Below are 25,432 nucleotides of genomic sequence, written 5' to 3' on the forward strand. Positions count from 1 at the left end.
CCGGGCGGCCCGCCGCGTTAGGGTCGTGCCGCAGGCAGAGCGGGACAGAGCAGGGGTTGGACAGACAGATGGACATTCCGGCGCAGGCGCACCCCCATCCGTACGGAGGATGGCCGGGCAACGAACTCGAAGAGGTGCTCGCGGCATCCCTGGGCACGCCGGGGGCGCCCCATGCGGGCACAGCATCCGCCGGGGCCCGCATCGTCGAGGTGCTCGGCCGCAGCCACGTCTGGGTCCCGCTGCCGAACGGCGGGGCGCCCGACAGCGGCACCCTCGACCTGCCCACACTGGAGATCGAGGGCCAGGCCTACGTCCCCGTGTTCAGCTCCGAGCAGCAGTTCCGGCAGGTCACCGGCGGCCGCATGGGCTGCACCGTGGCCCCCGCCGTTGAGTTCGCACGCGGGCTTCCGCCGCAGCTGGGCATCGCGGTCAACCCGGACGGCACGGTCGGGGTCCCGCTGCCGCCGCCGGCCGTCGCCGAGCTCTGCCGGGCCGGGCGCACCCCGCTGGACGGGCCCGCGAGCGGCGGCCGCGTACGCCTCTTCGAACCGGACTGGCAGGAGGACCCGGTGGACTTCCTGTCCGCCGCCGCCCGCGAGTTCGAGGCCACCGGGGTCGTGCTGAGCGCCCGCCGTTGTCTCGCCAGCGTCGAGGGGGAGGACCCGACGCTGTTCGTCGGCGTCGAACTGAGCTCCTGGGAGGGCAACGCGCGCGAGCTGCCGATGGAGGCCGTGGGCCGGGCCATGGGCGCCGCGCCGGTGGCCTGGCCGGTGAACCTCGTACTGCTCGACGTGGCCCGGGACCCGGTCGGCGACTGGATGCGCGAGCGGGTGAGGCCCTTCTTCGGCCAGAGCCCGCGGCACGAGCACGGACATGTGTAAGGACTTGTGCAGGTACGCGTGCGAGGGTGCCGTACGTCAAGTCGGTGTCAGGATCGCCGCTTAAGCTGGTTTCATGTCCCGGGGCCACCGGGTCAGCGGGCCACGGGTCGGCGGGCCCACCGGGTCGGCGGGTCTTCAGGTCAGCGGGTCATCGCGAAGGGGCGGTTAAGGGTGAGTGCGTCGGGCACGGCTGCGGCCGGGCAGGTCGAGCACATGCTGCGCCAGGTGACGCCCGGGCGTTATGACGCCTACGAGGCGCTCCTGCGGGCCCTCGCCGCCGACCAGGTGTGGATGCTGCTCTGGCACGGCCAGGCCGGATCCCCCGACGCCCAGTACGGAAACATGGAGGTCGAGGGCCTCGGTTACGCCCCGTGCGTGACCTCCGCCCAGGAACTCTCCGCCAGCGGCTGGAACCGCTCGTACGAGGTGGTGAGCGGGCTCGACATCGCCCGCACCCTCTACCCCGACCTCTACGGCCTCTGGCTCAACCCGCACGCACCCGGCGGCGGCGTCGGCATCCCCTGGCTCGACCTGCGGCGCATCGCCTCGGGCCTCGACCTCCAGCCCGCGGGCCCGCTGCGGCTCACCGAGCCCGCCATCGAGATCCCGCAGTTCTACGCCCTGCTCACGCAGAACGCCCACCGCACCCCCGCGGTCCGCTCGCTGCGCCGCGCCTGGGTGCAGCCCGCGCTCGGCGCGCCGTACCTGGCCATCGGCCTCGATGTGTACGACACGTCGCCGTCGTCGGTGGACGGGGTGCGCACGATGATGCAGCAGTCCATCGCCGCCGTCCCCGACGGCCTGCCCGTGTCGACGGTCGCGATGTCCGACGTGTACGACCCGGTCGCCCTGTGGCTGCGCGCCAACGCCCGGCCCTTCTACGACCGCGAGGCCCAGCCCGCCCCGGCCCCCGCGGGCGGCTACGGCTACCCCGCGCAGTACTGAACCGCTGCCGCGCCCCTGTCCGGCAGGGCCTCTAACCGGCCACCGCGGCTCGTATACCTGCCCTGACCGCCAGGATGTCCGTTCTGATGGCGGAGGGGGCCTATGGGCTCCCGTGGCACGTTGCGACCCAACTGCCCCGTGTTCGCCCCTCGTTCACGTGCGTCCGGATAACGGAACACCTCGAACAGCATCACGGTTGAGCATCCTTTCCCCGTCAAGGCTGGTAACAGATCGCAACCCCGATGAAGACTCCCGCAAGTGGGGCGCTTCGCCCCTGTGTACGACGGACTGATCACGTCGCTACAGCGGCAAGTGCGGGCCGGTCACCACCGGTTGAGAGGGGTCCCTGCCACGATGACGGCACCATTGCATGACACACCTGCGGACGCGGACCCGACAGCGGACGTCGCTCCCGCAGTTGATGCAGGGGTGAAGAAGGTCGAGGGGCGGTCCCTCAAGCAGATCGCCTGGAACCGCCTGAAGCGGGACAAGGTCGCCCTGGCCGGCGGTATCACCGTGATTGTTCTGGTCCTCGTGGCCGTCTTCGCTCCCCTGATCGTCTCCCTGTTGGGCCACCCGCCCAACGAGTTCCATCAGGAAGAGCTCGAAGACCTGACGAACCTGCCCAAGGGCGCGTTCGGCGGCATGAGTTGGGACTTCCTCTTCGGCGTCGAGCCGAACAAGGGCCGCGACATCTTCAGCCGGATCGTCTACGGCGCCCGCATCTCCCTCCTGGTGGCCTTCCTCGCCGCCGTGGTGGCCGTGGTGCTCGGCACCTTCTTCGGCATCATCGCCGGTTACTTCGGCGGCTGGGTCGACGCGCTGATCAGCCGGGTCATGGACGTGCTGCTCTCCTTCCCGCAGCTGCTCTTCGTGATCTCCCTGGTCTCGGTCCTGCCCGACGACCTGCTCGGCCTGACCGGCAGCGGCGTACGCATCGCCGTACTGATCCTGGTGATCGGCTTCTTCGGCTGGCCCTACGTCGGCCGCATCGTCCGCGGTCAGACCCTCTCCCTGCGCGAACGCGAGTACGTGGAAGCGGCCCGCAGCCTCGGCGGCGGTCAACGGCACATCCTCTTCCGTGAGTTGCTGCCGAACCTGGTCGCACCGATCACCGTGTACGCGACGCTCATGATCCCCACCAACATCCTCACCGAAGCAGCCCTCAGCTTCCTCGGCGCGGGTGTGCGTCCGCCGACGGCCTCCTGGGGCGGCATGCTCCGGGACGCGCTCGCGACGTACGAGCACGACCCGATGTTCATGGTCTTCCCCGGCCTGGCGATCTTCGTGACCGTGCTTGCCTTCAACCTCTTCGGTGACGGGTTGCGCGACGCCCTGGACCCCAAGGGAACTCGGTAAACAGCTCCAACTGACTTGCCCCTGCCGCAGCGTCAGGTGGCTCTTCCCATGGTTCTTACGGCAGACAAAGGCCAAGGACCGCGAATCTCGGAGGATGCGAGAAATGCCCACAGGTTCCTCTAAACGACGCTTGACCGCCGGCGCGGCCCTCGTCGTGGCGGCGCTGGTGACCACCACGGCGTGCGGCGGCGGCGACGGCGACGACGACAGCAAGGGCGCCGGCTACAACGCGGCGATCGGCAAGGTCGCGAACAAGTCGACGAAGAAGGGCGGAACGCTCAAGTTCATCGCCAAGCAGGACCTGGACTCGGCCGACCCGCAGCGCGCCTACTACGGCATGACGTGGGACTTCATGCGGTACTACACCCGCACGCTGATCACGTACGACACCAAGCCGGGCGCCGCCTCCAACAAGCTCGTCCCCGACCTCGCCGAGTCCACGGCGAAGATCAGCGACGACGGCAAGACCTACACGTACCAGCTGCGTGACGGTCTCACCTGGGAGGACGGCTCGAAGCTGACCTCCAAGGACATCAAGTACGGCATCGAGCGCATCTGGGCGACCAAGGTCATCACCGGTGGCCCCGGCTACCTGAAGTCCACGCTTGACCCCAAGGGCGAGTACAAGGGCCCCTACGAGGACAAGTCGAAGGACAAGCTGGGTCTGAAGGCGATCGAGACGCCCGACGACAACACCATCATCTTCAAGCTGCCCAAGAAGAACGGCGACTTCGAGCAGATGCTCGCGATGCCGTCGGGCACCCCGGTGAAGCAGTCCGAGGACACCGGCGCCAAGTACACCCAGCGCCCGTTCTCCTCCGGCCCGTACAAGTTCCAGAACTACAGCGCCGGCAAGAGCATCACGCTCGTGCGCAACAAGAACTGGAAGAAGTCGTCGGACCCGGTCCGTCCCGCGCTGCCGGACAAGATCCAGGTCACCATCTCGGCGAACCTCGAAGAGAACGACAAGCGTCTGATGGCGGGTGACTACGACATCGACATGAACGGCACCGGCATGACCCAGTCGGGTCGTACCACCGCCATTCAGGACCACAAGGACAACGTCGACAACATGCAGACGGACTTCGTCCGTTACGTCGCCCTGGTGACCAAGACGAAGCCGTTCGACAACGAGTCCTGCCGCAAGGCCGTCTTCTACGCCACGGACTTCGCGGGCCTGCAGAAGACCCGTGGCGGCGAGGTCGCCGCCGGTGAGATCGCCACCAGCGTCTTCCCGAAGTCCATCAAGGGCAACGACGACTACGACCCGTACGGCATCATGGAGCGCAAGGGCAAGCCGGACGTCACCAAGGCCAAGGCCGAGCTGAAGAAGTGCGGCAAGCCGAGCGGCTTCTCGACCAAGATCTCGGCCCGTAACAACCAGCCCGGCGAGGTGGACGCCGCCACGGCGCTCCAGGAGCAGCTGGCCAAGGTCGGCATCAAGGCCGAGGTCGACGCGATCGACGGCGCCGACTCCTCCAGCATCACCGGCTCTCCCGCGGTGGTGAAGAAGCGCGGCATCGGCATGACGATGGCGGGCTGGGGTCCTGACTTCCCGACCGGCCAGGGCTACGCCCAGCCGCTGTTCGACAGCCGTTTCATCAACGAGAACGGCAACTACAACGAGTCGCAGATCGACGAGCCGAAGATCGACAAGTACTTCGACGAGGCGATCGGCACCGTGGACGCGAACAAGGCCGGCGAGATCTACACCAAGCTGGGCCACGAGATCGTCGACAAGGCGTACTGGATGCCCTTCATCTACGAGAAGAACATCAGCTGGCGCTCGTCGCGGGCGACCAACGTCTACTCGTCCGCTGCCTACAGCGGCCGTTACGACTACGTCTCGCTCGGCGTCGACGACTCCAAGAAGTAAGTAGCAGTAGCCGCAAGGAAGTCCCACCGCCGAATCCCGCCAGTCCGAAGGGCAGGTGATGGCCCCGGGCGGTGGCCGGAACCCCTCACAAGGGGGTCCCGGCCACCGCCGGGCCGCGCACAGTGCTTGCTTATCTCATCCGGCGCCTGATCGCCGTCGTCATCATGGTGCTGGTCGTACTGCTCGCGACCTTCACCGTCTTCTTCATGCTGCCCAAGTGGGCGGGACAGGACATCGCCGTCCTCTTCGCCGGTAAGTCGTCCGGAGCCGAGCAGCTCGCGGGCATCCGGATCAAACTGGGACTTGACGACCCTCTGCTCGTCCAGTTCTGGGACTTCGTCAAGGGCATCCCGATGGGGCGTGACTACGCCAACGGGGCCGACGTGACCCACTGCCCTGCCCCCTGCTTCGGATACTCCTTCCGTACCGAGGCACCCGTCTGGGAGACCCTCAAGGACGCCCTGCCCGTCACCGCGGCGCTCGCCGCCGGTGCCTGTGTGCTGTGGCTGGTCGCCGGTGTCGCCACCGGCGTGCTCTCCGCGCTCAAGCGCGGCACCATCTGGGACCGCTCCGCGATGATCACCGCCCTCGCCGGCGTGTCGCTCCCGGTCTTCTTCACCGGCATGATCGCGATGGGTCTCTTCGTGCACACCCTGGGCTGGGTGCACATCGAGGACACCCTCACCACGGAAGACCCGATCAACGTCTGGTTCGAGACGCTGATCCTTCCCTGGATCGTCCTCGCGTTCCTCAACGCCGCCATGTACGCACGGCTCACCCGGGCCACCATGCTCGAAGTGCTCGGTGAGGACTACATCCGCACCGCGCGCGCCAAGGGCCTCGGCGAGGCCGTCGTCATCAGGCGGCACGCGCTGCGCTCCGCCATGACGCCGATCCTCACCGTCTTCGGGCTCGACCTCGGTGTGCTCATGGGCGGCGCCGTGCTCACCGAGTCCACCTTCAACCTGCCGGGGCTCGGCCTCGAGGCGGTCAAGGCCATCAGCACCAAGGACCTGCCGGTGATCCTCGGCGTCACCTTGTGCGCGTCGCTCGCGATCGCCCTCGCCAACCTCGTCGTCGACCTTCTGTACGCCGTCATCGACCCGCGAGTGAGGCTGGGATGACCGAACTGCACAAGACCGGAGCGGCGGTCGGAGAACCCGTCGCTACTTCGGTCCCTCCCACCGCCTTCCTCGAGGTGCGCGACCTCAAGGTGCACTTCCCGACCGACGACGGCCTGGTCAAGTCCGTCGACGGGCTCAGCTTCCAGCTGGAGAAGGGCAAGACCCTCGGCATCGTGGGCGAGTCCGGCTCCGGCAAGTCGGTCACCTCGCTCGGCATCCTGGGCCTGCACACCGCCGGACAGTACGGCCGCCGCAAGGCCCAGCTGTCCGGCGAGATCTGGCTGAACGGCACGGAGCTGCTCACGGCCCCCGCCGACGAGGTGCGCAAGCTGCGCGGCCGCGAAATGGCGATGATCTTCCAGGACCCGCTGTCCGCGCTGCACCCGTACTACTCCATCGGCCAGCAGATCACCGAGGCGTACCGCGTCCACCACAAGGTGGACAAGAAGACCGCCCGCAAGCGTGCCATCGAAATGCTCGACCGGGTGGGCATCCCCCAGCCGGACAAGCGGGTCGACAGCTACCCGCACGAGTTCTCGGGCGGCATGCGCCAGCGCGCGATGATCGCGATGGCCCTGGTGAACAACCCCGAACTGCTCATCGCCGACGAGCCGACGACCGCCCTGGACGTCACCGTCCAGGCGCAGATCCTCGACCTCATCCGGGATCTGCAGAAGGAGTTCGGCTCCGCGGTCATCATGATCACGCACGACCTGGGCGTGGTCGCCGAGATGGCGGACGAACTGCTCGTGATGTACGGCGGGCGCTGTGTCGAGCGGGGCACCGCGGAGAAGGTCTTCTACGAGCCCGAGCACCCCTACACGTGGGGCCTCCTCGGCTCGATGCCGCGCATCGACCGCGAGCAGACCGACCGCCTCGTGCCGGTCAAGGGCTCTCCGCCCAGCCTGATCAACCTGCCGCAGGGCTGCGCCTTCAACCCGCGCTGCCCGTACGCCGACGTCCCCAAGGACCAGATCACGCGTCGGGAGCGGCCCGAACTGCGCGAGGTCGCTCCGGGTCACTTCACCGCCTGCCACATGTCGCAGGAAGAGCGCACCCGGATCTGGACCGAAGAGATTGCGCCGACGCTGTGAACGACGAAACGAAAGACCAGGCGAAGGGCCAGGAGATGACGATCCCGGCGCAGAAGGAGAGCTCGGCCGAGCCGCTGCTCAAGGTCGACGGCCTGGTGAAGCACTTCCCCATCAAGAAGGGGCTGCTGCAGCGCCAGGTCGCGGCCGTGCAGGCCGTCGACGGGCTCAGCTTCGACGTACGCCCCGGTGAGACGCTCGGCGTCGTGGGCGAGTCGGGCTGCGGCAAGTCGACGATGGGCCGCCTGATCACCCGGCTGCTCGAACCGACCGCGGGCCGCGTGGAGTTCGAGGGCACGGACATCACGCACCTGAACACGGGCAAGATGCGTCCGCTGCGCCGTGACGTGCAGATGATCTTCCAGGACCCGTACTCGTCGCTGAACCCGCGGCACACCATCGGCACGATCGTCGGCGCGCCGTTCAAGCTGCAGGGCGTCAAGCCCGAGGGCGGGCTGCGCAAGACCGTGCAGGAGATGCTGGAGCGCGTGGGGCTCAGCCCCGAGCACTACAACCGCTACCCGCACGAGTTCTCCGGCGGCCAGCGCCAGCGCATCGGCATCGCCCGCGCGCTCGCCCTGCGGCCCAAGCTGGTCGTGGCCGACGAGCCCGTCTCCGCCCTGGACGTCTCCATCCAGGCGCAGGTGGTCAACCTCCTGGACGACCTCCAGGACGAGCTCGGCCTCACGTACGTGATCATCGCGCACGACCTCTCGGTCATCCGGCACGTCTCGGACCGTATCGCGGTGATGTACCTGGGCAAGATCGTGGAGCTGGCGGACCGCAACGACCTCTACTCCACGCCGATGCACCCGTACACCAAGGCGCTGCTCTCCGCGGTGCCGGTGCCCGACCCCAAGCGGCGCGGCGTGAAGAGCGAACGCATCCTGCTGCGCGGCGACGTCCCCTCGCCCATCGACCCGCCCACCGGCTGCCGTTTCCACACGCGCTGCTGGAAGGCGACGGAGATCTGCGCGAAGACCGAGCCGCCGCTGATCGCCCTCGCGACGGGCCACCAGGTCGCGTGCCACCACCCGGAGAACGCCGAGGACCAGCAGCCGGGCGACACCAAGCTGCTGCAGGTCGCCAAGGAGGCGATCGACGTGGTGTCGGTGGTGAGCAAGGCGGAGGAGACGGCCGAGGAGGCCGCGGCCCCGAAGAAGACCGTCGGGAAGGACGCCACGGCGGACGCCCCGCAGGCGGCTTCGAAGGCCGCTTCGAAGGGTGACTCCAAGACCGCTTCGAAGGGCGCTTCCAAGGGAGGTTCGAAGGGCGTCTCCAAGGCGGCGAAGGGCCTCTCCAAGGCCGCCTCCGAGGACACTCCGCAAGCGGAGGCCGAGGGTCAGGGGTCAACCGACAGTTAGCGCCTGATGACTTGGTAAAAATCAGGCACCAAGTCATGTACACGCCCATACGGGAGAGTGCAGAGTCTGCGTGTCCGTCTCATCGGAACACGCGCGAAGGGATGACTCATGGCACTCTCCCGTTCGGCACGTCTGGGGGCACTGGCCACCGCCGCCGCCTCCTTCTGTCTGCTCGCCGCCGCACCCGCACCGAACCCCGGCTCGCCCGGCGTCGGCGACCCGTACTTCCCGCTGCTCGGCAACGGCGGATACGACGTACGCCACTACGGCCTCGACGTGGCGTACGACCCCGACACCGACCGCCTCGACGGCCGCACCACGATCACCGCGCGCGCCACCCGGAACCTCTCCTCCTTCAACCTCGACCTCCAGAAGCTGGAGGTGACCAGGATCGAGGTGAACGACAGACGGGCGAAGTTCACCCGCGCCGGCGACGAGATCCGCGTCAGCCCGCGCGAGAGCCTGCGCAAGAACAAGACGTTCACCGTGTCCGTCACCTACGGCGGCGTGCCCGAGCCGCTGAGCGGCCCCATCGTCTTCGGCTCCGACTACGGCTGGATGAAGACCACCGACGGCGTCTTCGTCGCCTGCGAGCCCAACGCCGCCTCCACCTGGTTCCCCTCCAGCGACCACCCCTCGGACAAGGCCGCCTTCGACATCCGCGTCAAGGCGCCCAAGGGCCTGACCGGTGTCTCCAACGGCCGCCTCGTCGGCACGTACACCAAGGGCGGCCAGACCGTCGCGCACTGGCGCGAGTCCAAGCCCATGGCGACCTATCTCGCGACCGCGACCATCGGCAAGTTCGACGTGCAGAAGGGCAGGACCCCGGGCGGCACCCCGATCTACGTCGCCATCGACCCCGTCCTGGAGAACAGCAACAACGTCGACGTGTACGGCGTCACGGCCGAGGTCACCGACTACTGGTCGAAGGTCTTCGGCCCCTATCCCTTCGAGGAGACCGGCGCGATCGTCGACGACATGCCGCAGGCGGGCTTCTCCCTGGAGACGCAGACCAAGCCGGTCTACTCCGCGATCCGCAGCGAGTCGACCATCGCCCACGAGCTCGCCCATCAGTGGTTCGGCGACTCCGTCACGCCCGAGAAGTGGAACGACATCTGGCTCAACGAGGGCTTCGCGACCTACTCCCAGTGGCTGTGGAGCGAGCACAAGGGCACCCAGTCGGCCAGGGACGCCTTCCTCGCCGGCTACAACTCGCGCCCCGCCGACTCGGCCTTCTGGCAGATCGTCGTCGGCGACCCGCAGCGCGACACGATGTTCGCCTCCGCCGTCTACCAGCGCGGCGCGATGACGCTCCAGGTCCTGCGCGAGCGCATCGGCGACAAGGCGTTCTTCGAGCTGCTCCCGGCCTGGGCCGAGCAGAACCGGTACGGGAACGTCACCACCGCCGAGTTCATCCGGCTCGCCGAGAAGATCTCGGGCAAGCAGCTCGACGGCCTGTTCCGGACGTGGCTCTTCACGAAGGGCAAGCCCGCGCTGTAGTCCCGGCCTCGTCGGGCGCGCGCCGGCGGGCGGGTAAGAATGTCGCGTGATCCAGGATCTGTTCAGCCCCTCCGTCCAGCACGCGCTCGACATCGTCGGAATCTTCGTCTTCGCGATCTCCGGCGCCCTGCTCGCCGTACGCAAGAACTTCGACGTCTTCGGCATCGTCGTGCTCGCCGAGGTCACCGCGCTGGGCGGGGGGATCTTCCGTGACGTGGTCATCGGGGCGGTGCCGCCCGCCGCCTTCGTCGACCTCGGCTACTTCATCACGCCGCTGTTCGCCGCCGCCCTGGTGTTCTTCCTGCACCCGGAGGTGGAGCGCACCCAGCTCGCGGTGAACGTCTTCGACGCGGCGGGTCTCGGCCTCTTCTGCGTCACGGGCACCACCAAGGCGTACGACTACGGCCTCGGACTCACCGCGTCGGCGGCCCTGGGCCTCGCCACCGCGGTGGGCGGCGGCGTGCTGCGCGACATCATCGCCAACGAGGTGCCCTCGCTGGTGCGCTGGGACCGCGATCTGTACGCCGTCCCCGCGATCGTCGGCTCCGCGATGGTCGCGTGCTGCATCAACTACGACATGCTGAACGCCTACACCAGCGGCCTCGCCGTGATCACGACCTTCGTCCTGCGCCTGCTCGCGCTGCGCTTCCACTGGCGTGCGCCACGGGCGTGGCACCGGCGGTCCACGGCGGTGGACGTGGAGGCGGCGGAGGACGTGTCGTAGGGCACGTGCGCCCCGTCGCGGGCCGTGCCCGGTTCAGCTGCCCCGGCAGGAAAGCTACCGCTCAGTAATGTCATGTTGTACGTTACCGGTATGGCAGAGGCAGCATCCATACCGGCAGCGGTGCCCGCGAGCATCGGCGACAGCGAGTTCGACCGCGACACCGCGGTCACCCGGCGGGAGCCCGGTGTCTACGACATCGATCTCTCCGCGGGGTGGACGATCATCAACGCCGTCAACGGCGGCTATCTCCTCGCGGTCCTCGGCCGCGCCCTCGCCGACGCGCTGCCGCACTCGGACCCCTTCACGGTCTCCGCGCACTACCTGACCGCGTCCCACCCCGGGCCCGCCGTGATCCGCACGGACACGGCGCGGACCGGGCGGACCCTGTCGACCGGGCAGGCGTCGCTCTTCCAGTACGACGAGGAGGGGCGCGAGGTCGAGCGCATCCGCGTGCTCGCCTCGTACGGCGACCTGGACGCGCTGCCCGACGATGTCCGTACGACGGCGAAGCCGCCCGCGCTGCCGCCGCTTGAGCAGTGCTTCGGGCCGCAGGACGCTCCGGATCACCGGCCTGTGCCCGGCAGTTCCGCCATCAGCGACCGGCTCTTCCTGAAGCTGGACCCCTCCACCCTGGGGTGGGCCCTCGGCCAGCCCTCCGGGAAGGGGGAGATGCGGGCCTGGTTCGGCCTCGCGGACGGCCGTGACGCGGATCCGCTTTCGCTGCTCCTCGCGGTGGACGCGTTGCCGCCCACGGCGTTCGAGCTGGGGCTTTCGGGATGGGTGCCGACGGTGGAGCTGACGGTGCATGTCCGTGCCCGTCCGGCGCCGGGTCCTCTCCGCGTCTCGATCACCACCCGCAACCTCGCCGGGGGCTTCCTGGAGGAGGACGCGGAGGTCTGGGACAGCGAGGACAGGCTGGTCGCCCAGTCGCGGCAACTGGCGCGGGTGCGGCTGGGCTGAGGTTCAGGGGCTCTTTCCCCAACCCCACCCCTTCCCGAAAACCGGCTGGCGCGGGGGCCTTGGTTGCCGTCATCACCGGCTCCGCCGAGTTCGTCCTCAATCGCCGGACGGGCTGAGATTGTCCCGGCCAGGGGGAATCTTTCAGCCGTCCGGCGATTGAGGACGCCCCGGCGCAGCCGGTTTTCGGGAAGGGGCGGGGTTGGGGAAAAGGCAATCCCTACCCGACCACGACCACCCCCACATACGAAGCCCCCGCCACCACGACCCACGCACACAGCCCAAGCGCCGCCACGCGCCCGCCCGTTCGGGTGAGGGAGGGCAAGTCCACCGCCGCGCCGAGGCCGAACAGCGCCGCTGCCAACAGCAGTTCCTGGACGTGGCCCGCCAGGTCCAGTGCGGAACCCGGCAACCAGCCCGCGCTCCGCACCGCCACCATCCCCAAGAACCCCGCCACGAACAGGGGCAAAACCGGCGGCCTCGGCTTCCCTGCCCCGCGCGCCACAGAACGGGCCCGCAGTGAGAGACCCACCCCCGCCACCAGCGGCGCAAGCATCGCCACCCGCATCAGCTTCACCAGGACCGCGTCCCCCAGCGCCCCCGCCCCGGCGGTCTGCGCCGTGGCCACCACCTGCCCCACGTCGTGCACGCTCGCCCCGGCCCACCGCCCGAACTCGGCGTCGGTAAGACCCAACGGGCCCTGCAACAGCGGGAGTACGGCGATGGCGAGCGTCCCGCAGAGCGTCACGAGCGCCACCGAAACCGCCGCGTCCCGCTCCTCGCTCTCCGTCACCTGACCGACCGCGCCGATCGCGGACGCCCCGCAGATCGAGTAGCCGGTGGCGATCAGGAGCGGCTGGTCGCCGGGCAGCCCCAATCGGCGGCCGAGCCACCACGTCCCGAAGAACGTCGCGGAGACCACCCCGAGCACCATCGCCACCGTCGCCCAGCCGAGACCCAGGACGTCGTCCAGGCTCAGCTTCAGGCCGAGCAGGACGATGCCGAGCCGCATCAGCCGCTTTCCGGCGAGGGAGAGCCCCGCCTTGCCCCGGCCTCGTACGAAAGCGCGGGCACCCGGTACATGCGCCGCCACGAGCCCGAACACCACCGCCGCCGTCAGCATCGGCACGGCGGGGAAGACGGCGTGCGTCGCCCATGCCGCCGCGACGCCCAGCGCCGCGAGGGCAAGGCCCGGCGCCGGGTGGCGGCCGGGAGGGGACAGCGGGGAGACGCGGGAGACCTGGTGACGTTGCCCGAGGAGCGCCATCAGCGGTCGGCCGGCAGCTCGTACACCCGGCGCACGCTGGTGCCGAGGCGGGAGATGTCGGCGCCGTACACATGGATCGATATCGCCCGTTCCGTGCCCGCGTTCCAGACGCGGTGGATGTCCCCCGGCGGTGCGAAGCCGCAGACCGAACCCTGCTCGTTGACCAGGTCCTCGGTGGCGACGAGATGCGCCGGTGTGCCGGAAGCCGCAGGCACGAGCCGGTAGCGCCGCTCCTGCTCCGCGCCCTCGTGGACACCGGTGACGCACCAGGAGACGTGGTCGTGGACCGGGGTGTGCTGGCCGGGCAGCCAGACCAGGCCGACCACGGAGAAGCTGCCGTCGTGCTCGGAGTGCAGCAGATGCTGGCGGTAGCGCTCGGGATCGCCCTCGCACTGCTCGTCGGTGAGCAGGTCGGCCGTGCCCAGATGCGGCGCGAGCCGTTCGCCGACCAGGTACGCCGTCAGGTCGGGCGGCAGGCCCCGGCCGACGGCCTCGCGGATGCCGGCGACGAGGGCGTCCATGCGCCCGGTGGTGCGGACTGCGCGGGATGCGGTGATGGATGCACTCATGAAGGCAGCGTCCTGCCGCTCTTCCATCACGTCCAACGACAGTTTCTAAGCCGTACGCCAACTTTTGCTTATGGTTGGCCGGTTCGGGGAGCGCCGGACGGCCGGTTCGGGAGGCGCTGGACGACCGGTTCGGGGGAGGGGCGTGCGGCTCAGCAGCCCACGCGGTTCGCCGCGACCGCCTTCAGTTCCTCCAGCACCAGCGCCGTCGCGGGTATCCGCAGGTGTTCCCTGAGCGCGTACGCCGAGACCTGCCGGCGCGACGCCGGATCGAGGGCCCGTCCGGTCACCTGGCGGTGGCGCAGGAAGTTGAGGACCAGACCCGGCATCATCGCGATGCCGAGTCCCTCCGCGACCAGGCTCTGGATGACGAGGTTGTCGTCCGTGGTGAAGGCGATGTCCGGGGCGAAGCCCTGCTCGGCGCATTCGTGCAGGAAGTTGGCGCGGCAGCGCGGACAGCCCGCGATCCAGCGCTCGCCCGCGAGGTCGACGAGCTTGACGGAGCGGCGCCGGGCGAGTGGATGGCGGGACGGCATGAGGACCGTCAACTGGTCCTCCATCAGCGGGATCTCCACCACATCGTCCGGTACGTCCTCGTGCAGGCCGGGGTAGTGGAAGGCCAGCGTGATGTCGCAGTCGCCGTCCACCAGGCGCCTCAGCGACTCGGGCGGTTCGTTCTCCTGGAGTTCGACGCGCACACCGGGGTGGCCCGCCGCGAGCCGGGCGAGGGCCTCGGGGATGAGGGTGGCGTTGGCGCTGGGGAAGGCGCAGATGCGCACGCGACCGGCGCGCAGGCCGGTGATGGCGTTCATCTGCTGCTCGGCGGCGTTGATGTTGCCGAGGATGATCCCCGCGTGCCGGGACAGCGCCTCGCCCGCCTCGGTGAGGCGCATCCTGCGGCCGACGCGGGTGAAGAGGACGGTGCCCACCGAGCGTTCCAGCGCCTTCATCTGCTGGGTGATCGCCGGCTGCGTATAGCCGAGCGAGCGGGCGGCGGCGGAGTAGGAGCCGGTACGGACCACTTCGTGAAATGACTTGATGTGCCGGGAATCGAACACGTCTGAATCATAAGCAGCACTTGGGAGCGACCGACAAGACCCCCTCACCGGCCGCACCTGACCGCCGCCGCAGGCCCTTTCGGCCATCCTTGACCGCGTGAAATCCGACCGGCTGCTCTCCATCCTGCTGCTGCTCCAGACCCGCGGGCAGGTCCCCGCGCATGAACTGGCCGACCGCCTCGAAGTCTCCGTGCGCACCATCTACCGCGACATCGAGGCGCTCTCCGCCTCCGGCGTCCCGGTGTACGCGGAGCGCGGGCGGCACGGCGGCATCGCGCTCCTGCCCGGGTTCCGCACGGACGTCACGGGGCTGACTGCGGACGAGTCGCGGGCGCTGTTCATCCTGGCCGCCCGGGGCGCGCACGCCGCACTCGGGCTCGACGAGGCGATCGGCTCCGCGCTGCGCAAGGTCATGGCGGCGCTGCCCGCACCGCACCGCCCCGCGGCCGAGTTGACCAGCAGGCGCATCCTCGTCGACTCGGCGCGCTGGATGCCGGGCCCGCGCGGATCGGACGCGGCCCCCGTCGACCTCGACGTACTGCAGGACGCCGTCTTCTCGGACCGGCGGCTGCGGCTGCGCTACCGCCACGGCGGCGAGGACCGGCCGCGCACCTACACCGTGGACCCCTACGGCCTCGTGTCGAAGGCGGGCGTCTGGTACCTGGTCGCCGACCGGCGCGGCGCCCCGCGGCTCTTCCGCGCCGACCGTGTCCGGGCGGCGACCCTCACGGACCTGCCCGTGCGGCGCAGGGCCGGTGTCGAGCTCGCCGACGTCTGGGGTGTGCTGAAGCGGCAGGTCGAGGACCGGCCGGTCGCCGTCGACGTGACGGCGCGGGTCGCGCGGGACCGTTTCGCGCAGTTCCTGCGGCTCAAGGGCCAATTCCTCAGCGAGCCCCCCGAGGACGACGGGAAGAGCGAGTGGATCACCGTCCGTCTCGGCTTCGGGGACATCGGCGACACCCGCACGCTGCTTCCGTTCGCCGCGAGTGTGGAGGTGCTCTCGCCGCCCGAGGCGCGCGCCGAGCTCGCGGGCGCCGCCGCCGCGGTCACCGGTCTGTACGCAGGAAGCGGATCAGCTCAGCCGTGAGCTCGGCGGGCGCGTCCTCCTGTACGAGGTGGCCCGCGCCCCCGATCAGACGGAGCTCCGCGCCGGGGATCAGCCCGGCGAGCTCGTGGCCGCGCTCCACCGGGATCCAGGTGTCCTCCGTGCCCCAGCAGATGAGGACGGGCAGCGCCACTTCCCCGTACCGGCCCTGGATCTCGTCCGTGTACCGCTGGTCGTTCTGCTCGATCTGGCGGTAGAAGGCGGGCCTGCCCTCCTCGGTGCACCAGGGCTCGACCAGCCGGTCGAGCACCGCGGGGTGCAGTCCGCGGTGGCTCGCCGAAGCGATGTACTCCCGCACCAGTGCCTCGTGCAGGGCGGGCGGCAGCTGTTCGAAGACGTCGGCGTTCGCGCCGAGCAGCCGGTAGGCGGGGGAGCCCCAGGGGGCGAGCGCCACCGGGTCGACCACGGCGAGGCGTCCGTAGCGGGCGCCGTGCAGGAGGTGGGCGCGCAGCGAGACGCAGCCGCCGAAGTCATGGGCCACGACGGCGGGTTCGTCGAGCCCCCAGTGCGCGAGGAGCTCGGTGAGGACGCGGGCCTGGGCGGCCAGGGTCACGTCCTGCCCGGACCGCATCTGAGACGTTCCGTAGCCGGGCAGGTCCCACACGTAGACCCGGTGGTCCCGGCAGAGCGCGCGGGCCACGCCACGCCAGACGTACGAGGAGAAGGGCGTGCCGTGGACCAGGACGACGGGCGGGGCGTCCCCGGGACCCAGGGCGCTCCAGCGGACGGTGCCGGTCGGCCCGGCGAAGGTCTGGTCGAGTGTCCAGTCACCATCGGTCGTCATGACCGTAAGGCTAGTTGCTCCTTACGGGGACGTCGAGTCCTCGCCCTGAGCCAATGGGGCCGCCGCTGTGCGGTCAGCGCTCGTCGAGCCAGTGGTGCCGCCCGAGCGAAAGCAGGCGCAGTTGCCGCCGCGCGCCGACCGCGACGCGCTGCTCGGTGCCGGGTGCCGCCTCGAGGAGTGACGAGGCGGTCATCACCATGTGGTCGACGTACATCCTGGCCAGCATCAGGAGATCGTCCTCGTCCCAGCCCGCGGAGTCCGGCTCCCCGGCGAACTGGTCCTTCACCTCCTGTGCGAACAGGGCGAGTTGATCGCCTATCGCGGACCGGACGGCCTGCACCCCGCCGTGCTGCTCGCGGGCGATGAAGCGGACGTGCGCGGGGTGGGTGCGTACATAGGCGACGATCAACTCGACGGTGGCGGCGATGCGTTCCTCGCCGTCGTCCTTGCCGTCGCCGGTCGCCGCGAGGAGTGCGACGAGCGTGGTGTGCAGGCTGTCGAGCGCCTCCTCCACCAGGGCGACACCGAGGTCGGCCATGTCGCGGAAGTGCCGGTAGAAGGCGGTGGGGGCCACGCCCACGGCGCGGGTGACCTCGCGCAGGCCCAGGCTGCTCAGGCTCTGCTCCTCCAGCAGCTGGAGCGCCGCGTCGAGGAGTGCCTGCCGGGTTTTCTGCTTCTGGGCCTGCCGGATGCCGAGAGTGTGACTCATGCCATGCAGTTAACAACTGTTCTCCGAGATTAGGAAGCCGACGGCGCGGTACTCTCTAACTCAGTGAACACTTGTTACCACAAGCGTTCACCGAAATCTCCAGCGAGACCAACGAGACCAAACGAGACCAACGAGAGGCATCCCGTGCTTTTCCTCGTCGCCGCACTTCTGCTGCTCGGTGTCGCCCTGGGCTCCGTGGCCCACGCGCCGCTCCCCGTCAGCCTCGTCGCCGCCGCCGTCATCGGCGTATGGCTCGTGGTGTTCACGGTCCGCGAGCGGCACTCGCGCCGCCACTCGTCCTGAGGGCTGTTCCGGCGCTGTCGCGGGCCTCGTCCTGAGTCTGGTCCGATTCAGCGCCACTCCGAGAGCGACTGATCCGTGCTCCGAGACCGACTGATCCGTACGGCACCTGAAAGGAGTCGCACCATGGGACTCAGCACCCTCACCCCCAAGTCCAAGGCCACCCCCTCTTCGGACGTTTCGCCGGCCACTTCTCCGGCCCCCTCGTCCGCCTCGGCCCCCTCGTCTGAGCCCGTCCCCACCGGCCGGCGTGACACCGACGGCATGGCCGTCGCCTCGTTCGTCCTCGGCCTGCTCGGGCTGCTCGTCCTCAACATCTTCCTCGGGCCCATCGCGATCGTCCTCGCGAGCATCGCGCTCCTGCGCGGCACCCGACGCAAGGGCCGCGCCGCCCTCGGTCTCGGCCTCGGCGTGGCCGATCTCGTCGTCCTCGCCGTGCTGATGTCCATGGACAACACCGTCTCGTGGGGTCTCGCGGGCTGACCGCCGGAACGCGGGGGCCCGCACGGCTCGTAGAATCGTGCGCACCATGGCCTACCTCGACCACGCAGCGACCACTCCGATGCTTCCGGAGGCGATCGCGGCGATGACCGCCCAGCTCGCCGTCACCGGCAACGCGTCCTCCTTGCACGCCGCCGGACGCCGGGCGCGACGCACCGTCGAGGAGGCCCGCGAGGCGCTCGCCGAGTCGCTCGGCGCACGCCCCAGCGAGACCGTCTTCACCGCGGGCGGCACGGAGGCCGACAACCTCGCCGTGAAGGGCCTGTACTGGGCGCGGCGCGCTCCCGGAGGCGGCGCCCCGGCGCGGACCCGGGTCCTCGCGAGCCCCGTCGAGCACCACGCCGTCCTCGACGCCGTGCACTGGCTCGGCGAGCACGAGGGCGCCACCGTCGAGTACCTCCCCGTCGACGCGTACGGCCGCGTGCACCCCGACGCGCTGCGCGAGGCGATCGAGCGCAACCCCGACGACGTCGCCCTCGCCACCGTCATGTGGGCCAACAACGAGATCGGCACCATCCAGCCGATCCGCGAACTGGCCGACGTGGCGCGGGAGTTCGACATCCCGCTGCACGCCGACGCGGTGCAGGCCTTCGGGCAGGTGCCCGTCGACTTCGGCGCCTCAGGACTCGCCGCGATGACCGTCTCCGGGCACAAGATCGGCGGTCCGTACGGCATCGGGGCGCTGCTCCTGGGCCGCGAGTACAGCCCCGTGCCCGTCCTGCACGGCGGCGGGCAGGAGCGTCATGTGCGCTCCGGCACGCTCGACGTGCCCGCCGTCGCCGCGTTCGCCGTGGCGGGGCAGCATGCCGCGGAGCACCGCGAGTGGTTCGCCCGCGAGATCGGCGCGCTGCGGGACGACCTCGTCTCCGCCGTGCGCGCGGCGGTCCCCGACGCGATTCCGGGGGGCGACCCGGACGGCCGGCTGCCCGCGAACGCGCACTTCACCTTCCCCGGCTGCGAGGGCGACTCCCTGCTGCTGCTCCTCGACGCGCAGGGCATCGAGTGCTCCACCGGATCGGCGTGCACGGCGGGCGTGGCCCAGCCGAGCCACGTCCTGCTCGCCACCGGCACCGACCCCGACCTGGCCCGCGGCACGCTGCGCTTCTCCCTCGGCCACACCTCGACCAAGGCCGACGTGGAGGCGGTGGCCGGGGCGATCGGCCCGGCGGTGGAGAGGGCGCGGACGGCGGGACTCAGCTGAGCGTTTCGGCTGCGTGATTTAGCTGGGTGCTGCACCTACTTGGTCCCGGTTTGGGTCGGTACGTGACGCAGTTAACGCCGGACTCGGGCGATCGCGCCCGGAGTTGATGCCGGTTTCGGCCGCTATCGGGCGGACAGGCGCCGGTGCGGGCTACGAGGCCCACAGTCCGCCGATCTATGCTTGCCGCTCGCGAGTCCGCTCCGCGCGTTCGGGGCTGCACGACAACCCCCTCATGGAGTTCACATTGAAGGCGAACCTCCGCTCTCGCATCGCCGCGCGGCTCGGGCGCATGTACCTCTCCAGGATCCAGAAGAACGGGATCAGCGCCTCCGCGATCTCGCGCCTGCCCGAGCCCCTGCTCGCCCCGATGCGCCGCGACGGGCTCGACCCGGTGGCCCGGCTCACCGAGCACCAGGCGGAGCAGCCGATATCCAAGGTGCCGCTGCCGTTCGGCATGGACGCCTGGGTGGTCACCGGCTACGACGAGGTGAAGGCCGTCCTCGGGGCGACCGACGGCTTCAGCAACGACTTCACGAACCTCGCGGGCAACGCCGGCGTCGTCGAGGACCACAACCCCGGCGGCCTCGGCTTCAGCGACCCCCCGGTCCACACGCATCTGCGCCGCATCCTGACGCCCGAGTTCACGATGCGCAGGCTGCGCCGCCTCACGCCCCGCATCGAGGCCATCGTCGAGGAGCGGCTCGACGCGATGGAGGCCGCGGAAGGGCCCGTCGACCTCGTCCAGGCCTTCGCGCTTCCGATCCCCTCGCTGACGATCTGCGAACTGCTCGGCGTGCCCTACGAGGACCGCCACGACTTCCAGCAGCTGGCCATGGAGCGCTTCGACCTCTTCGGCGGGGCCACCGCTCCCTTCGGCGCGATATCCGCCTCGCTCTCGTACTTCCGGGACGTCGTCAAGAAGCAGCGCGAGAACCCGGGCGACGGACTGCTCGGCATGATCGTGAAGGAACACGGCGACACCGTCGACGACGAGGAACTCGCCGGCCTCGCCGACGGCGTCCTCACCGGCGGCTTCGAGACCACCGCGAGCATGGTGGCCCTCGGCTCCCTGCTGCTCCTGCAGGACCCGGAGACCGCCGCGCGGCTGCGCGACGACGACGCGGCCGCCGCGCCTTTCGTCGAGGAGGCGCTGCGCTACCTCACCGTCGTGCAGGTGGCCTTCCCGCGGTTCGCCCGCGAGGACATCGAGATCGCCGGAGTGCACATACCCAAGGGCGACCTCGTCCTCTGCTCCCTGAGCGGCGGCAACCGCGACGCCAAGTACACCCCCGACGGCGGCGGCTTCGACCCGCACCGCAAGGCCTCGGGGCACCTCGCCTTCGGCTACGGCATCCACCGCTGCATCGGCGCAGAACTGGCCCGCATGGAGCTGCGTGCCGCCTACCCCGCCCTCGTGAAGCGCTTCCCGGACATGCGGCTCGCGGTCGCCCCCGAGGAGCTCGCCTTCCGCAAGCTGTCCATCGTGTACGGGGTGGAGTCGCTGCCGGTGCACCTGCGGTAAGGACCGCACGGCTGGTCAGGCGAGGGCGTTACGGGCCTTGCGCACCAGCTTCATGTACCGGTCCCAGTCCCAGTGCGGCCCCGGATCCGTGTGGTCCGTGCCGGGCACCTCCACGTGCCCGATGATGTGCTTGCGGTCCACCGGGATGTCGTACCGCTTGCAGATTCCCGCGGTGAGCCGCGCCGACGACTCGTACATCTCATCGGTGAACGAGGACTTCTCGTCGACGAAGCCCTCGTGCTCGATGCCGATGCTGCGTTCGTTGTAACTCTTGTTCCCCGCGTGGAACGCCACGTCCAGCTCGCGGATCATCTGGGCCACGTGCCCGTCCTTGCGCACCACGTAGTGAGCGGCTGCCCCGTGCGCCGGGTCCTTGAACACCTTCAGCGCCACGTCGTACCCGCCCTGTACGACGTGGATGACGACCATGTCGATCCCGTAGTCATCGGGGCGGTCGGCGCGGCGCCAGTTGTAGTCCGACGCGGCGATCCACTGGGCGCCGCGGGCGTCGACCTCGCCCTCCTTGCGCTTCTTGACGACGCCGGGCAGCCGCCACCACAGGCGGCCCAGCTCGTCGGACGCGAGCACGGCCGTGCCCGCGGCGGCCACCGCGCCGCCGATCAGGAGCGTCCGCCGGTCGATGCCCCGGCGCTCGGGCTTCCGCTCCGCCGTCGAGTCCTGTTCTTCCCCCATGTGATCGTCAACGCTTACTCACGGGCGTGTGGTTCCCGCGGGCCCGTACCCTGTTAGAGCTATGACTGAGAACCGGACCCCGCAGCAGCACCCCCGCCCCCTTCGCGTACTCGCCGCCATGTCGGGCGGCGTGGACTCCGCCGTCGCCGCCGCGCGTGCCGCCGAAGCCGGGCACGACGTGACCGGAGTGCACCTGGCGCTCTCGGCGAACCCGCAATCGTTCCGCACGGGCGCGCGAGGCTGTTGCACCATCGAGGACTCCCGCGACGCCCGCCGCGCCGCGGACGTCATCGGCATCCCGTTCTACGTCTGGGACCTGGCCGAGCGGTTCCGCGAGGACGTGGTCGAGGACTTCATCGCGGAGTACGAGGCGGGGCGCACCCCCAACCCGTGCCTGCGCTGCAACGAGAAGATCAAGTTCGCCGCGCTCCTGGACAAGGCCCTCGCGCTCGGCTTCGACGCGGTCGTCACGGGGCACTACGCCACGGTCGTCGTGAACGAGGACGGCACCCGCGAGCTGCACCGCGCTTCGGACATGGCCAAGGACCAGTCGTACGTCCTCGGGGTCCTGGACGACCGCCAGCTCGCCCACGCGATGTTCCCCCTCGGTGACACGCTCACCACCAAGGAGGAGATCCGCGCGGAGGCCGAGGAGCGCGGCCTCGCCGTCGCCAAGAAGCCCGACAGCCACGACATCTGCTTCATCGCCGACGGCGACACCCGGGGCTTCCTCGCGGACCGCCTGGGCAAGGCGGAGGGCGACATCGTCGACGCCGACGGAAACAAGCTGGGCACCCACGAGGGCGCCTTCGGCTACACCATCGGCCAGCGCAAGGGCCTGCGGATCGGCACCCCGGCCCCCGACGGCAAGCCGCGCTACGTCCTGGACATCTCCCCGGTGAACAACACCGTGACGGTCGGCCCCGCCGCCGACCTGGACGTCTCGGGCCTGACGGCGATCAAGCCCCGCTGGTGCGGCGCGGCTCCCACCGGGCCCGGCACGTACACCGCGCAGCTGCGGGCGCACGGCGGCGAGACGCCGGTGCGCGCGGAGCTGGTCGACGGCTCCGAGCTGCGCGTCACCTTCGACGAGCCCGTACGCGGCGTGGCCCCCGGCCAGGCGATCGTGCTCTACGACGGCACGCGCGTGGTGGGGTCGGCCACGATCGCGACCACGGAGAGGGCGACGGCGGCGGCCTAGGGTTCTGTCGGCGCCTGCCGTCTGCCCTCTGCCGGTGGCGCCTTACTCCGCTGCTTCCACTTCGTAGAAGCAGAAGTGGTCCTTGATCTCGGACACCGCGTCCTTCGGCTCCGGGTAGGCCCAGACCGCGTCCTTCGCGTCGGGCAGCGACCAGTAGGACGCCGTGCCCTTGAACGGGCAGTACGTGGTCGTGTCCGACGGGGTCAGGAGGTCCGTGCGTACGTCCTCCGGAGGGAGGTAGTACCGCACGGGGCAGCCCGTCTCGCGCAGCAGCAGGGGACGTCGGCTCTCGGCCACGATCTGGCCGTCCCGCACCACGCGCACGTGCCCGGTGCCCTGCTCGATGGTGATCTTGTGCCCTGCTGCCACCGTGGTCTCCTTACGTGAGCGGCCGTGTTCCACCCAGTCTGTGCCGGATCGTACGGTGAGGCCATGAACATCTGTGTCTTCCTCTCCGCGGCCGACCTCCCCGAGCGCTACACCCGCCCCGCCCGCGAATTCGCCGAGCTGCTCGGCAAGGGCGGCCACACCCTGGTGTGGGGCGGTTCGGAGAGCGGTCTGATGAAGGTCGTCGCGGATGGTGTGGAGGAAGCGGGCGGGCGCCTCGTCGGGGTATCGGTGGACTTCCTCGCCGCCAAGGCACGGGCCGTGACCGCGCCCGACGAGATGGTGATCGCGCGCGACCTGGCCGAGCGCAAGGCGCTGCTCCTGAAGAAGTCCGACGCCATCGTGATCATGGTCGGCGGCACGGGCACGCTTGACGAGGCCACCGAGATCCTCGAACTGAAGAAGCACGGCAAGCACACGAAGCCGGTGGTCCTGCTCAACTCGGCCGGTTTCTACGACGGCCTGAAGGAGCAGTTCCAGCGCATGGAGGACGAGGGCTTCCTGCCGGTGCCGCTGACCGGCCTCGTCTTCTTCGCGGAGGAGCCGGTCGGCGCGCTCGCGTACCTGGAGGAGTCCATGGGCACCCAGTGACCGTGCGCTGACCTGCGCCTGCCGGGGTGCGACGATGGACGCATGGCAACACATGTGATCACCGGGGCCGGCTCCGGCATCGGCGCGGCCGTCGCCCGCCGCCTCCACGCACGCGGCGACGCGCTCGTCCTGCACGCACGGGACGCGGGCCGGGCCAAGGAACTCGCGGCGCAATTCCCCGGGTCGGCCACGCTCGTGGGCGACCTCTCCGACCCGGACAAGCTCTCCTGGGCGTTCGGCCACCAGTCGCTGCCCGACCGGGTGGACTCCCTGCTGCACATCGCGGGCGTCGTCGACCTGGGCCGGGTCGGTGACCTCACCCCCAAGTCCTGGCGCCACCAGCTCAACGTCAACCTCATCGCCCCCGCCGAGCTGACCCGCCACTTCCTGCCCCAACTGCGTGTCGCGCAGGGCCACGTGGTCTTCGTCAACTCGGGCGCCGGCCTGAGCGCCAGCCCCGAGTGGTCCGCCTACGCCGCCTCCAAGCACGGCCTCAAGGCCCTGGCCGACTCCCTGCGGGGCGAGGAGCACGCGAACGGCGTCCGGGTCACCTCCGTCTACCCGGGGCGCACGGCGAGCGCCATGCAGGCGAAGGTCCACCAGCAGGAGGGCAAGGAGTACGACCCCTCCCGCTTCATCGACCCGGAGTCGGTCGCCACGACGATCCTGATGGCCCTCGACCTGCCGCGCGACGCGGAGGTCAACGATCTGACCGTGCGGCCCGGCCGGTGAGCGCGATCAGTTGGGGGCCGGCCACCGGCATCGGGTCCATGCCGGGCGGCGACGCCCGTGAGGCCGCGAAGACCGTCACCGGCAGCTTCGAGGAGTTCCCGTATCTGGCGGAGCTGCCCGCGCGGGGGCCCGGCGCCGACATGATCGGGCGGACCGCCGGGATGCTGGTCGAGCTCTACGCGCGCGTGGAGCCCAGCGGCTGGCGGATCGGCGACCGGCCGGGGCGGGACACCCGCCGCGCGAAGGCCTGGCTCGGCGAGGACCTCGACGCCCTGGAGGAGTTCACCCAGGGGTACGAAGGGCCGGTCAAGGTGCAGGCCGTCGGGCCGTGGACCCTTGCCGCCGCCCTGGAGCTGAAGAACGGCGAGGCCGCGCTCCGTGACCCCGGCGCCTGCCGTGACCTGGCCGGATCGCTCGCCGAGGGGCTGCGCGCCCACCTCGCGGACGTACGCCGCCGGATCCCCGGGGCGCAGATCGTGCTCCAGCTCGACGAGCCCTCGCTCGTCGCCGTGCTGCGCGGACAGATCAAGACGGCGAGCGAGTACCGCACCCACCGGGCCGTGGACCGCCAGCTCGTGGAGAGCACCCTGCGGGAGGTCCTCGGCGTCCATGACGGTCCCGCCGTGGTGCACTCCTGCGCGCCGGACGTGCCGTTCGCGCTCCTTCGCCGTGCGGGGGCGGACGCGATCTCGTTCGACTTCTCGCTGCTCACCGAGCGTGACGACGAGGCGATCGGTGAGGCAGTCGAGGGCGGCACGCAGCTCTTCGCCGGTGTCGTGCCCGGCGTGGACGGCCCATTGTCGGACCCTGCCGGTAGCGTCATGGGTGTCAGGACGTTGTGGCGCAGGCTGGGACTGAATCCGGGGTCTCTCGCGGAGTCGGTCACGGTCACTCCGTCGTGCGGGCTCGCGGGGGCTTCCCCGGCGTACGCCCGCGCGGTGCTCGCCCACTGCGCCCGGGCGGCGAGATCACTCGCGGACAACCCTGAGTAATT

The 25,432-nt window shown here is 70.1% G+C and carries 26 protein-coding genes; 19 read left to right on the forward strand and 7 right to left on the reverse strand.

The genetic code is table 11. The features are described from left to right. Positions 1 to 68 precede the first annotated feature (68 nt). From IE226_RS32475 to IE226_RS32520, 10 genes are all read left to right on the forward strand, one after another. A complete protein-coding gene (locus IE226_RS32475) occupies positions 69 to 881 on the forward strand; it encodes an enhanced serine sensitivity protein SseB (protein WP_190085011.1) in 813 nt (270 codons plus the stop codon). Positions 882 to 1,052: 171 nt separating this feature from the next. Further along, positions 1,053 to 1,826 (forward strand): enhanced serine sensitivity protein SseB C-terminal domain-containing protein, encoded by a 774-nt coding sequence (locus IE226_RS32480; RefSeq protein WP_190085012.1) that lies wholly within the window; start codon positions 1,053 to 1,055, stop codon positions 1,824 to 1,826. A gap of 354 nt (positions 1,827 to 2,180) precedes the next feature. Next, positions 2,181 to 3,185 carry an ABC transporter permease gene (locus tag IE226_RS32485; RefSeq protein ID WP_190085013.1) on the forward strand — a complete coding sequence of 335 codons (1,005 nt, stop codon included), beginning with the start codon at positions 2,181 to 2,183 and terminating at the stop codon, positions 3,183 to 3,185. Between the two features lie 103 nt (positions 3,186 to 3,288). Further along, positions 3,289 to 5,061 (forward strand): ABC transporter substrate-binding protein, encoded by a 1,773-nt coding sequence (locus IE226_RS32490; protein ID WP_190085014.1) that lies wholly within the window; start codon positions 3,289 to 3,291, stop codon positions 5,059 to 5,061. 122 nt (positions 5,062 to 5,183) lie between these two features. Continuing rightward, entirely contained in the window at positions 5,184 to 6,185 is a 1,002-nt protein-coding gene (locus IE226_RS32495) for an ABC transporter permease (RefSeq protein WP_190085080.1), read from the forward strand. Beyond that, on the forward strand, positions 6,182 to 7,279 hold the full coding sequence (locus tag IE226_RS32500; protein ID WP_190085015.1) for an ABC transporter ATP-binding protein: 1,098 nt from the start codon (positions 6,182 to 6,184) through the stop codon (positions 7,277 to 7,279). Before IE226_RS32495 ends, IE226_RS32500 begins: the two co-directional genes overlap by 4 nt. A gap of 35 nt (positions 7,280 to 7,314) precedes the next feature. Next, positions 7,315 to 8,640 (forward strand): ABC transporter ATP-binding protein, encoded by a 1,326-nt coding sequence (locus tag IE226_RS32505; RefSeq protein WP_229871670.1) that lies wholly within the window; start codon positions 7,315 to 7,317, stop codon positions 8,638 to 8,640. A gap of 108 nt (positions 8,641 to 8,748) precedes the next feature. Next, positions 8,749 to 10,140: a M1 family metallopeptidase gene (locus IE226_RS32510; RefSeq protein WP_190085016.1), complete on the forward strand. Its 1,392-nt coding sequence runs from the start codon at positions 8,749 to 8,751 to the stop codon at positions 10,138 to 10,140. Positions 10,141 to 10,186: 46 nt separating this feature from the next. Further along, positions 10,187 to 10,864 carry a trimeric intracellular cation channel family protein gene (locus IE226_RS32515; RefSeq protein WP_190085017.1) on the forward strand — a complete coding sequence of 226 codons (678 nt, stop codon included), beginning with the start codon at positions 10,187 to 10,189 and terminating at the stop codon, positions 10,862 to 10,864. A 90-nt stretch (positions 10,865 to 10,954) separates the two neighbouring features. Beyond that, positions 10,955 to 11,824 (forward strand): thioesterase family protein, encoded by an 870-nt coding sequence (locus IE226_RS32520; RefSeq protein ID WP_190085018.1) that lies wholly within the window; start codon positions 10,955 to 10,957, stop codon positions 11,822 to 11,824. Positions 11,825 to 12,041: 217 nt separating this feature from the next. Here the strand turns inward: IE226_RS32520 and IE226_RS32525 are convergent, their stop codons facing one another. From IE226_RS32525 to IE226_RS32535, 3 genes are all read right to left on the reverse strand, one after another. Further along, complete coding sequence (locus IE226_RS32525) at positions 12,042 to 13,088, reverse strand: YeiH family protein (RefSeq protein ID WP_190085019.1); 1,047 nt, start codon at positions 13,086 to 13,088, stop codon at positions 12,042 to 12,044. Continuing rightward, positions 13,088 to 13,657: a cysteine dioxygenase family protein gene (locus IE226_RS32530; protein WP_190085020.1), complete on the reverse strand. Its 570-nt coding sequence runs from the start codon at positions 13,655 to 13,657 to the stop codon at positions 13,088 to 13,090. Before IE226_RS32530 ends, IE226_RS32525 begins: the two co-directional genes overlap by 1 nt. Before the next feature lie 149 nt (positions 13,658 to 13,806). Then, complete coding sequence (locus IE226_RS32535) at positions 13,807 to 14,712, reverse strand: LysR family transcriptional regulator (RefSeq protein WP_190085021.1); 906 nt, start codon at positions 14,710 to 14,712, stop codon at positions 13,807 to 13,809. A 97-nt stretch (positions 14,713 to 14,809) separates the two neighbouring features. Between IE226_RS32535 and IE226_RS32540 the strand changes: the two genes are divergently transcribed. Continuing rightward, positions 14,810 to 15,799, forward strand: a complete 990-nt coding sequence (locus IE226_RS32540; protein WP_190085022.1) for a helix-turn-helix transcriptional regulator — start codon at positions 14,810 to 14,812, stop codon at positions 15,797 to 15,799. Here the strand turns inward: IE226_RS32540 and IE226_RS32545 are convergent. Both IE226_RS32545 and IE226_RS32550 read right to left on the reverse strand, forming a co-directional pair. Further along, the gene (locus IE226_RS32545) at positions 15,759 to 16,601 is read right to left on the reverse strand and encodes an alpha/beta fold hydrolase (RefSeq protein ID WP_190085023.1); all 843 of its coding nucleotides are present in this window, start codon (positions 16,599 to 16,601) and stop codon (positions 15,759 to 15,761) included. The genes IE226_RS32540 and IE226_RS32545 overlap by 41 nt on opposite strands. A gap of 73 nt (positions 16,602 to 16,674) precedes the next feature. Next, on the reverse strand, positions 16,675 to 17,310 hold the full coding sequence (locus tag IE226_RS32550; protein WP_190085024.1) for a TetR family transcriptional regulator: 636 nt from the start codon (positions 17,308 to 17,310) through the stop codon (positions 16,675 to 16,677). A 144-nt stretch (positions 17,311 to 17,454) separates the two neighbouring features. Between IE226_RS32550 and IE226_RS32555 the strand changes: the two genes are divergently transcribed. From IE226_RS32555 to IE226_RS32570, 4 genes are all read left to right on the forward strand, one after another. After that, complete coding sequence (locus tag IE226_RS32555; RefSeq protein WP_190085025.1) at positions 17,455 to 17,613, forward strand: hypothetical protein; 159 nt, start codon at positions 17,455 to 17,457, stop codon at positions 17,611 to 17,613. A gap of 261 nt (positions 17,614 to 17,874) precedes the next feature. Beyond that, entirely contained in the window at positions 17,875 to 18,093 is a 219-nt protein-coding gene (locus IE226_RS45125) for a DUF4190 domain-containing protein (protein WP_190085081.1), read from the forward strand. Positions 18,094 to 18,139: 46 nt separating this feature from the next. Next, the gene (locus IE226_RS32565) at positions 18,140 to 19,312 is read left to right on the forward strand and encodes a cysteine desulfurase family protein (protein ID WP_190085026.1); all 1,173 of its coding nucleotides are present in this window, start codon (positions 18,140 to 18,142) and stop codon (positions 19,310 to 19,312) included. A gap of 232 nt (positions 19,313 to 19,544) precedes the next feature. After that, complete coding sequence (locus IE226_RS32570) at positions 19,545 to 20,834, forward strand: cytochrome P450 (protein ID WP_190085027.1); 1,290 nt, start codon at positions 19,545 to 19,547, stop codon at positions 20,832 to 20,834. Between the two features lie 15 nt (positions 20,835 to 20,849). On the opposite strand, the gene IE226_RS32575 is transcribed toward IE226_RS32570, so the two are convergent. Beyond that, complete coding sequence (locus IE226_RS32575) at positions 20,850 to 21,527, reverse strand: N-acetylmuramoyl-L-alanine amidase (protein ID WP_190085028.1); 678 nt, start codon at positions 21,525 to 21,527, stop codon at positions 20,850 to 20,852. A 61-nt stretch (positions 21,528 to 21,588) separates the two neighbouring features. Between IE226_RS32575 and mnmA the strand changes: the two genes are divergently transcribed. Next, positions 21,589 to 22,728 (forward strand): tRNA 2-thiouridine(34) synthase MnmA, encoded by a 1,140-nt coding sequence (mnmA, locus tag IE226_RS32580; RefSeq protein WP_190085029.1) that lies wholly within the window; start codon positions 21,589 to 21,591, stop codon positions 22,726 to 22,728. A 42-nt stretch (positions 22,729 to 22,770) separates the two neighbouring features. Here the strand turns inward: mnmA and IE226_RS32585 are convergent, their stop codons facing one another. Continuing rightward, a complete protein-coding gene (locus tag IE226_RS32585) occupies positions 22,771 to 23,097 on the reverse strand; it encodes a DUF427 domain-containing protein (protein WP_190085030.1) in 327 nt (108 codons plus the stop codon). A gap of 63 nt (positions 23,098 to 23,160) precedes the next feature. Here IE226_RS32585 and IE226_RS32590 point away from each other — a divergent pair, with 63 nt between their 5' ends. From IE226_RS32590 to IE226_RS32600, 3 genes are read left to right on the forward strand one after another with little or no spacing between them, the layout of a single operon-like run. Beyond that, a complete protein-coding gene (locus IE226_RS32590; protein WP_190085031.1) occupies positions 23,161 to 23,706 on the forward strand; it encodes an LOG family protein in 546 nt (181 codons plus the stop codon). A 42-nt stretch (positions 23,707 to 23,748) separates the two neighbouring features. Further along, complete coding sequence (locus IE226_RS32595) at positions 23,749 to 24,438, forward strand: SDR family oxidoreductase (RefSeq protein WP_190085032.1); 690 nt, start codon at positions 23,749 to 23,751, stop codon at positions 24,436 to 24,438. Beyond that, positions 24,435 to 25,430: a methionine synthase gene (locus IE226_RS32600; protein ID WP_190085033.1), complete on the forward strand. Its 996-nt coding sequence runs from the start codon at positions 24,435 to 24,437 to the stop codon at positions 25,428 to 25,430. The genes IE226_RS32595 and IE226_RS32600 overlap by 4 nt, the downstream gene beginning before the upstream one ends. The last annotated feature ends 2 nt before the right edge of the window (positions 25,431 to 25,432 follow it).

The organism is Streptomyces longisporoflavus (genome assembly GCF_014649775.1).
Taxonomy (GTDB): Bacteria; Actinomycetota; Actinomycetes; order Streptomycetales; family Streptomycetaceae; genus Streptomyces; species Streptomyces longisporoflavus.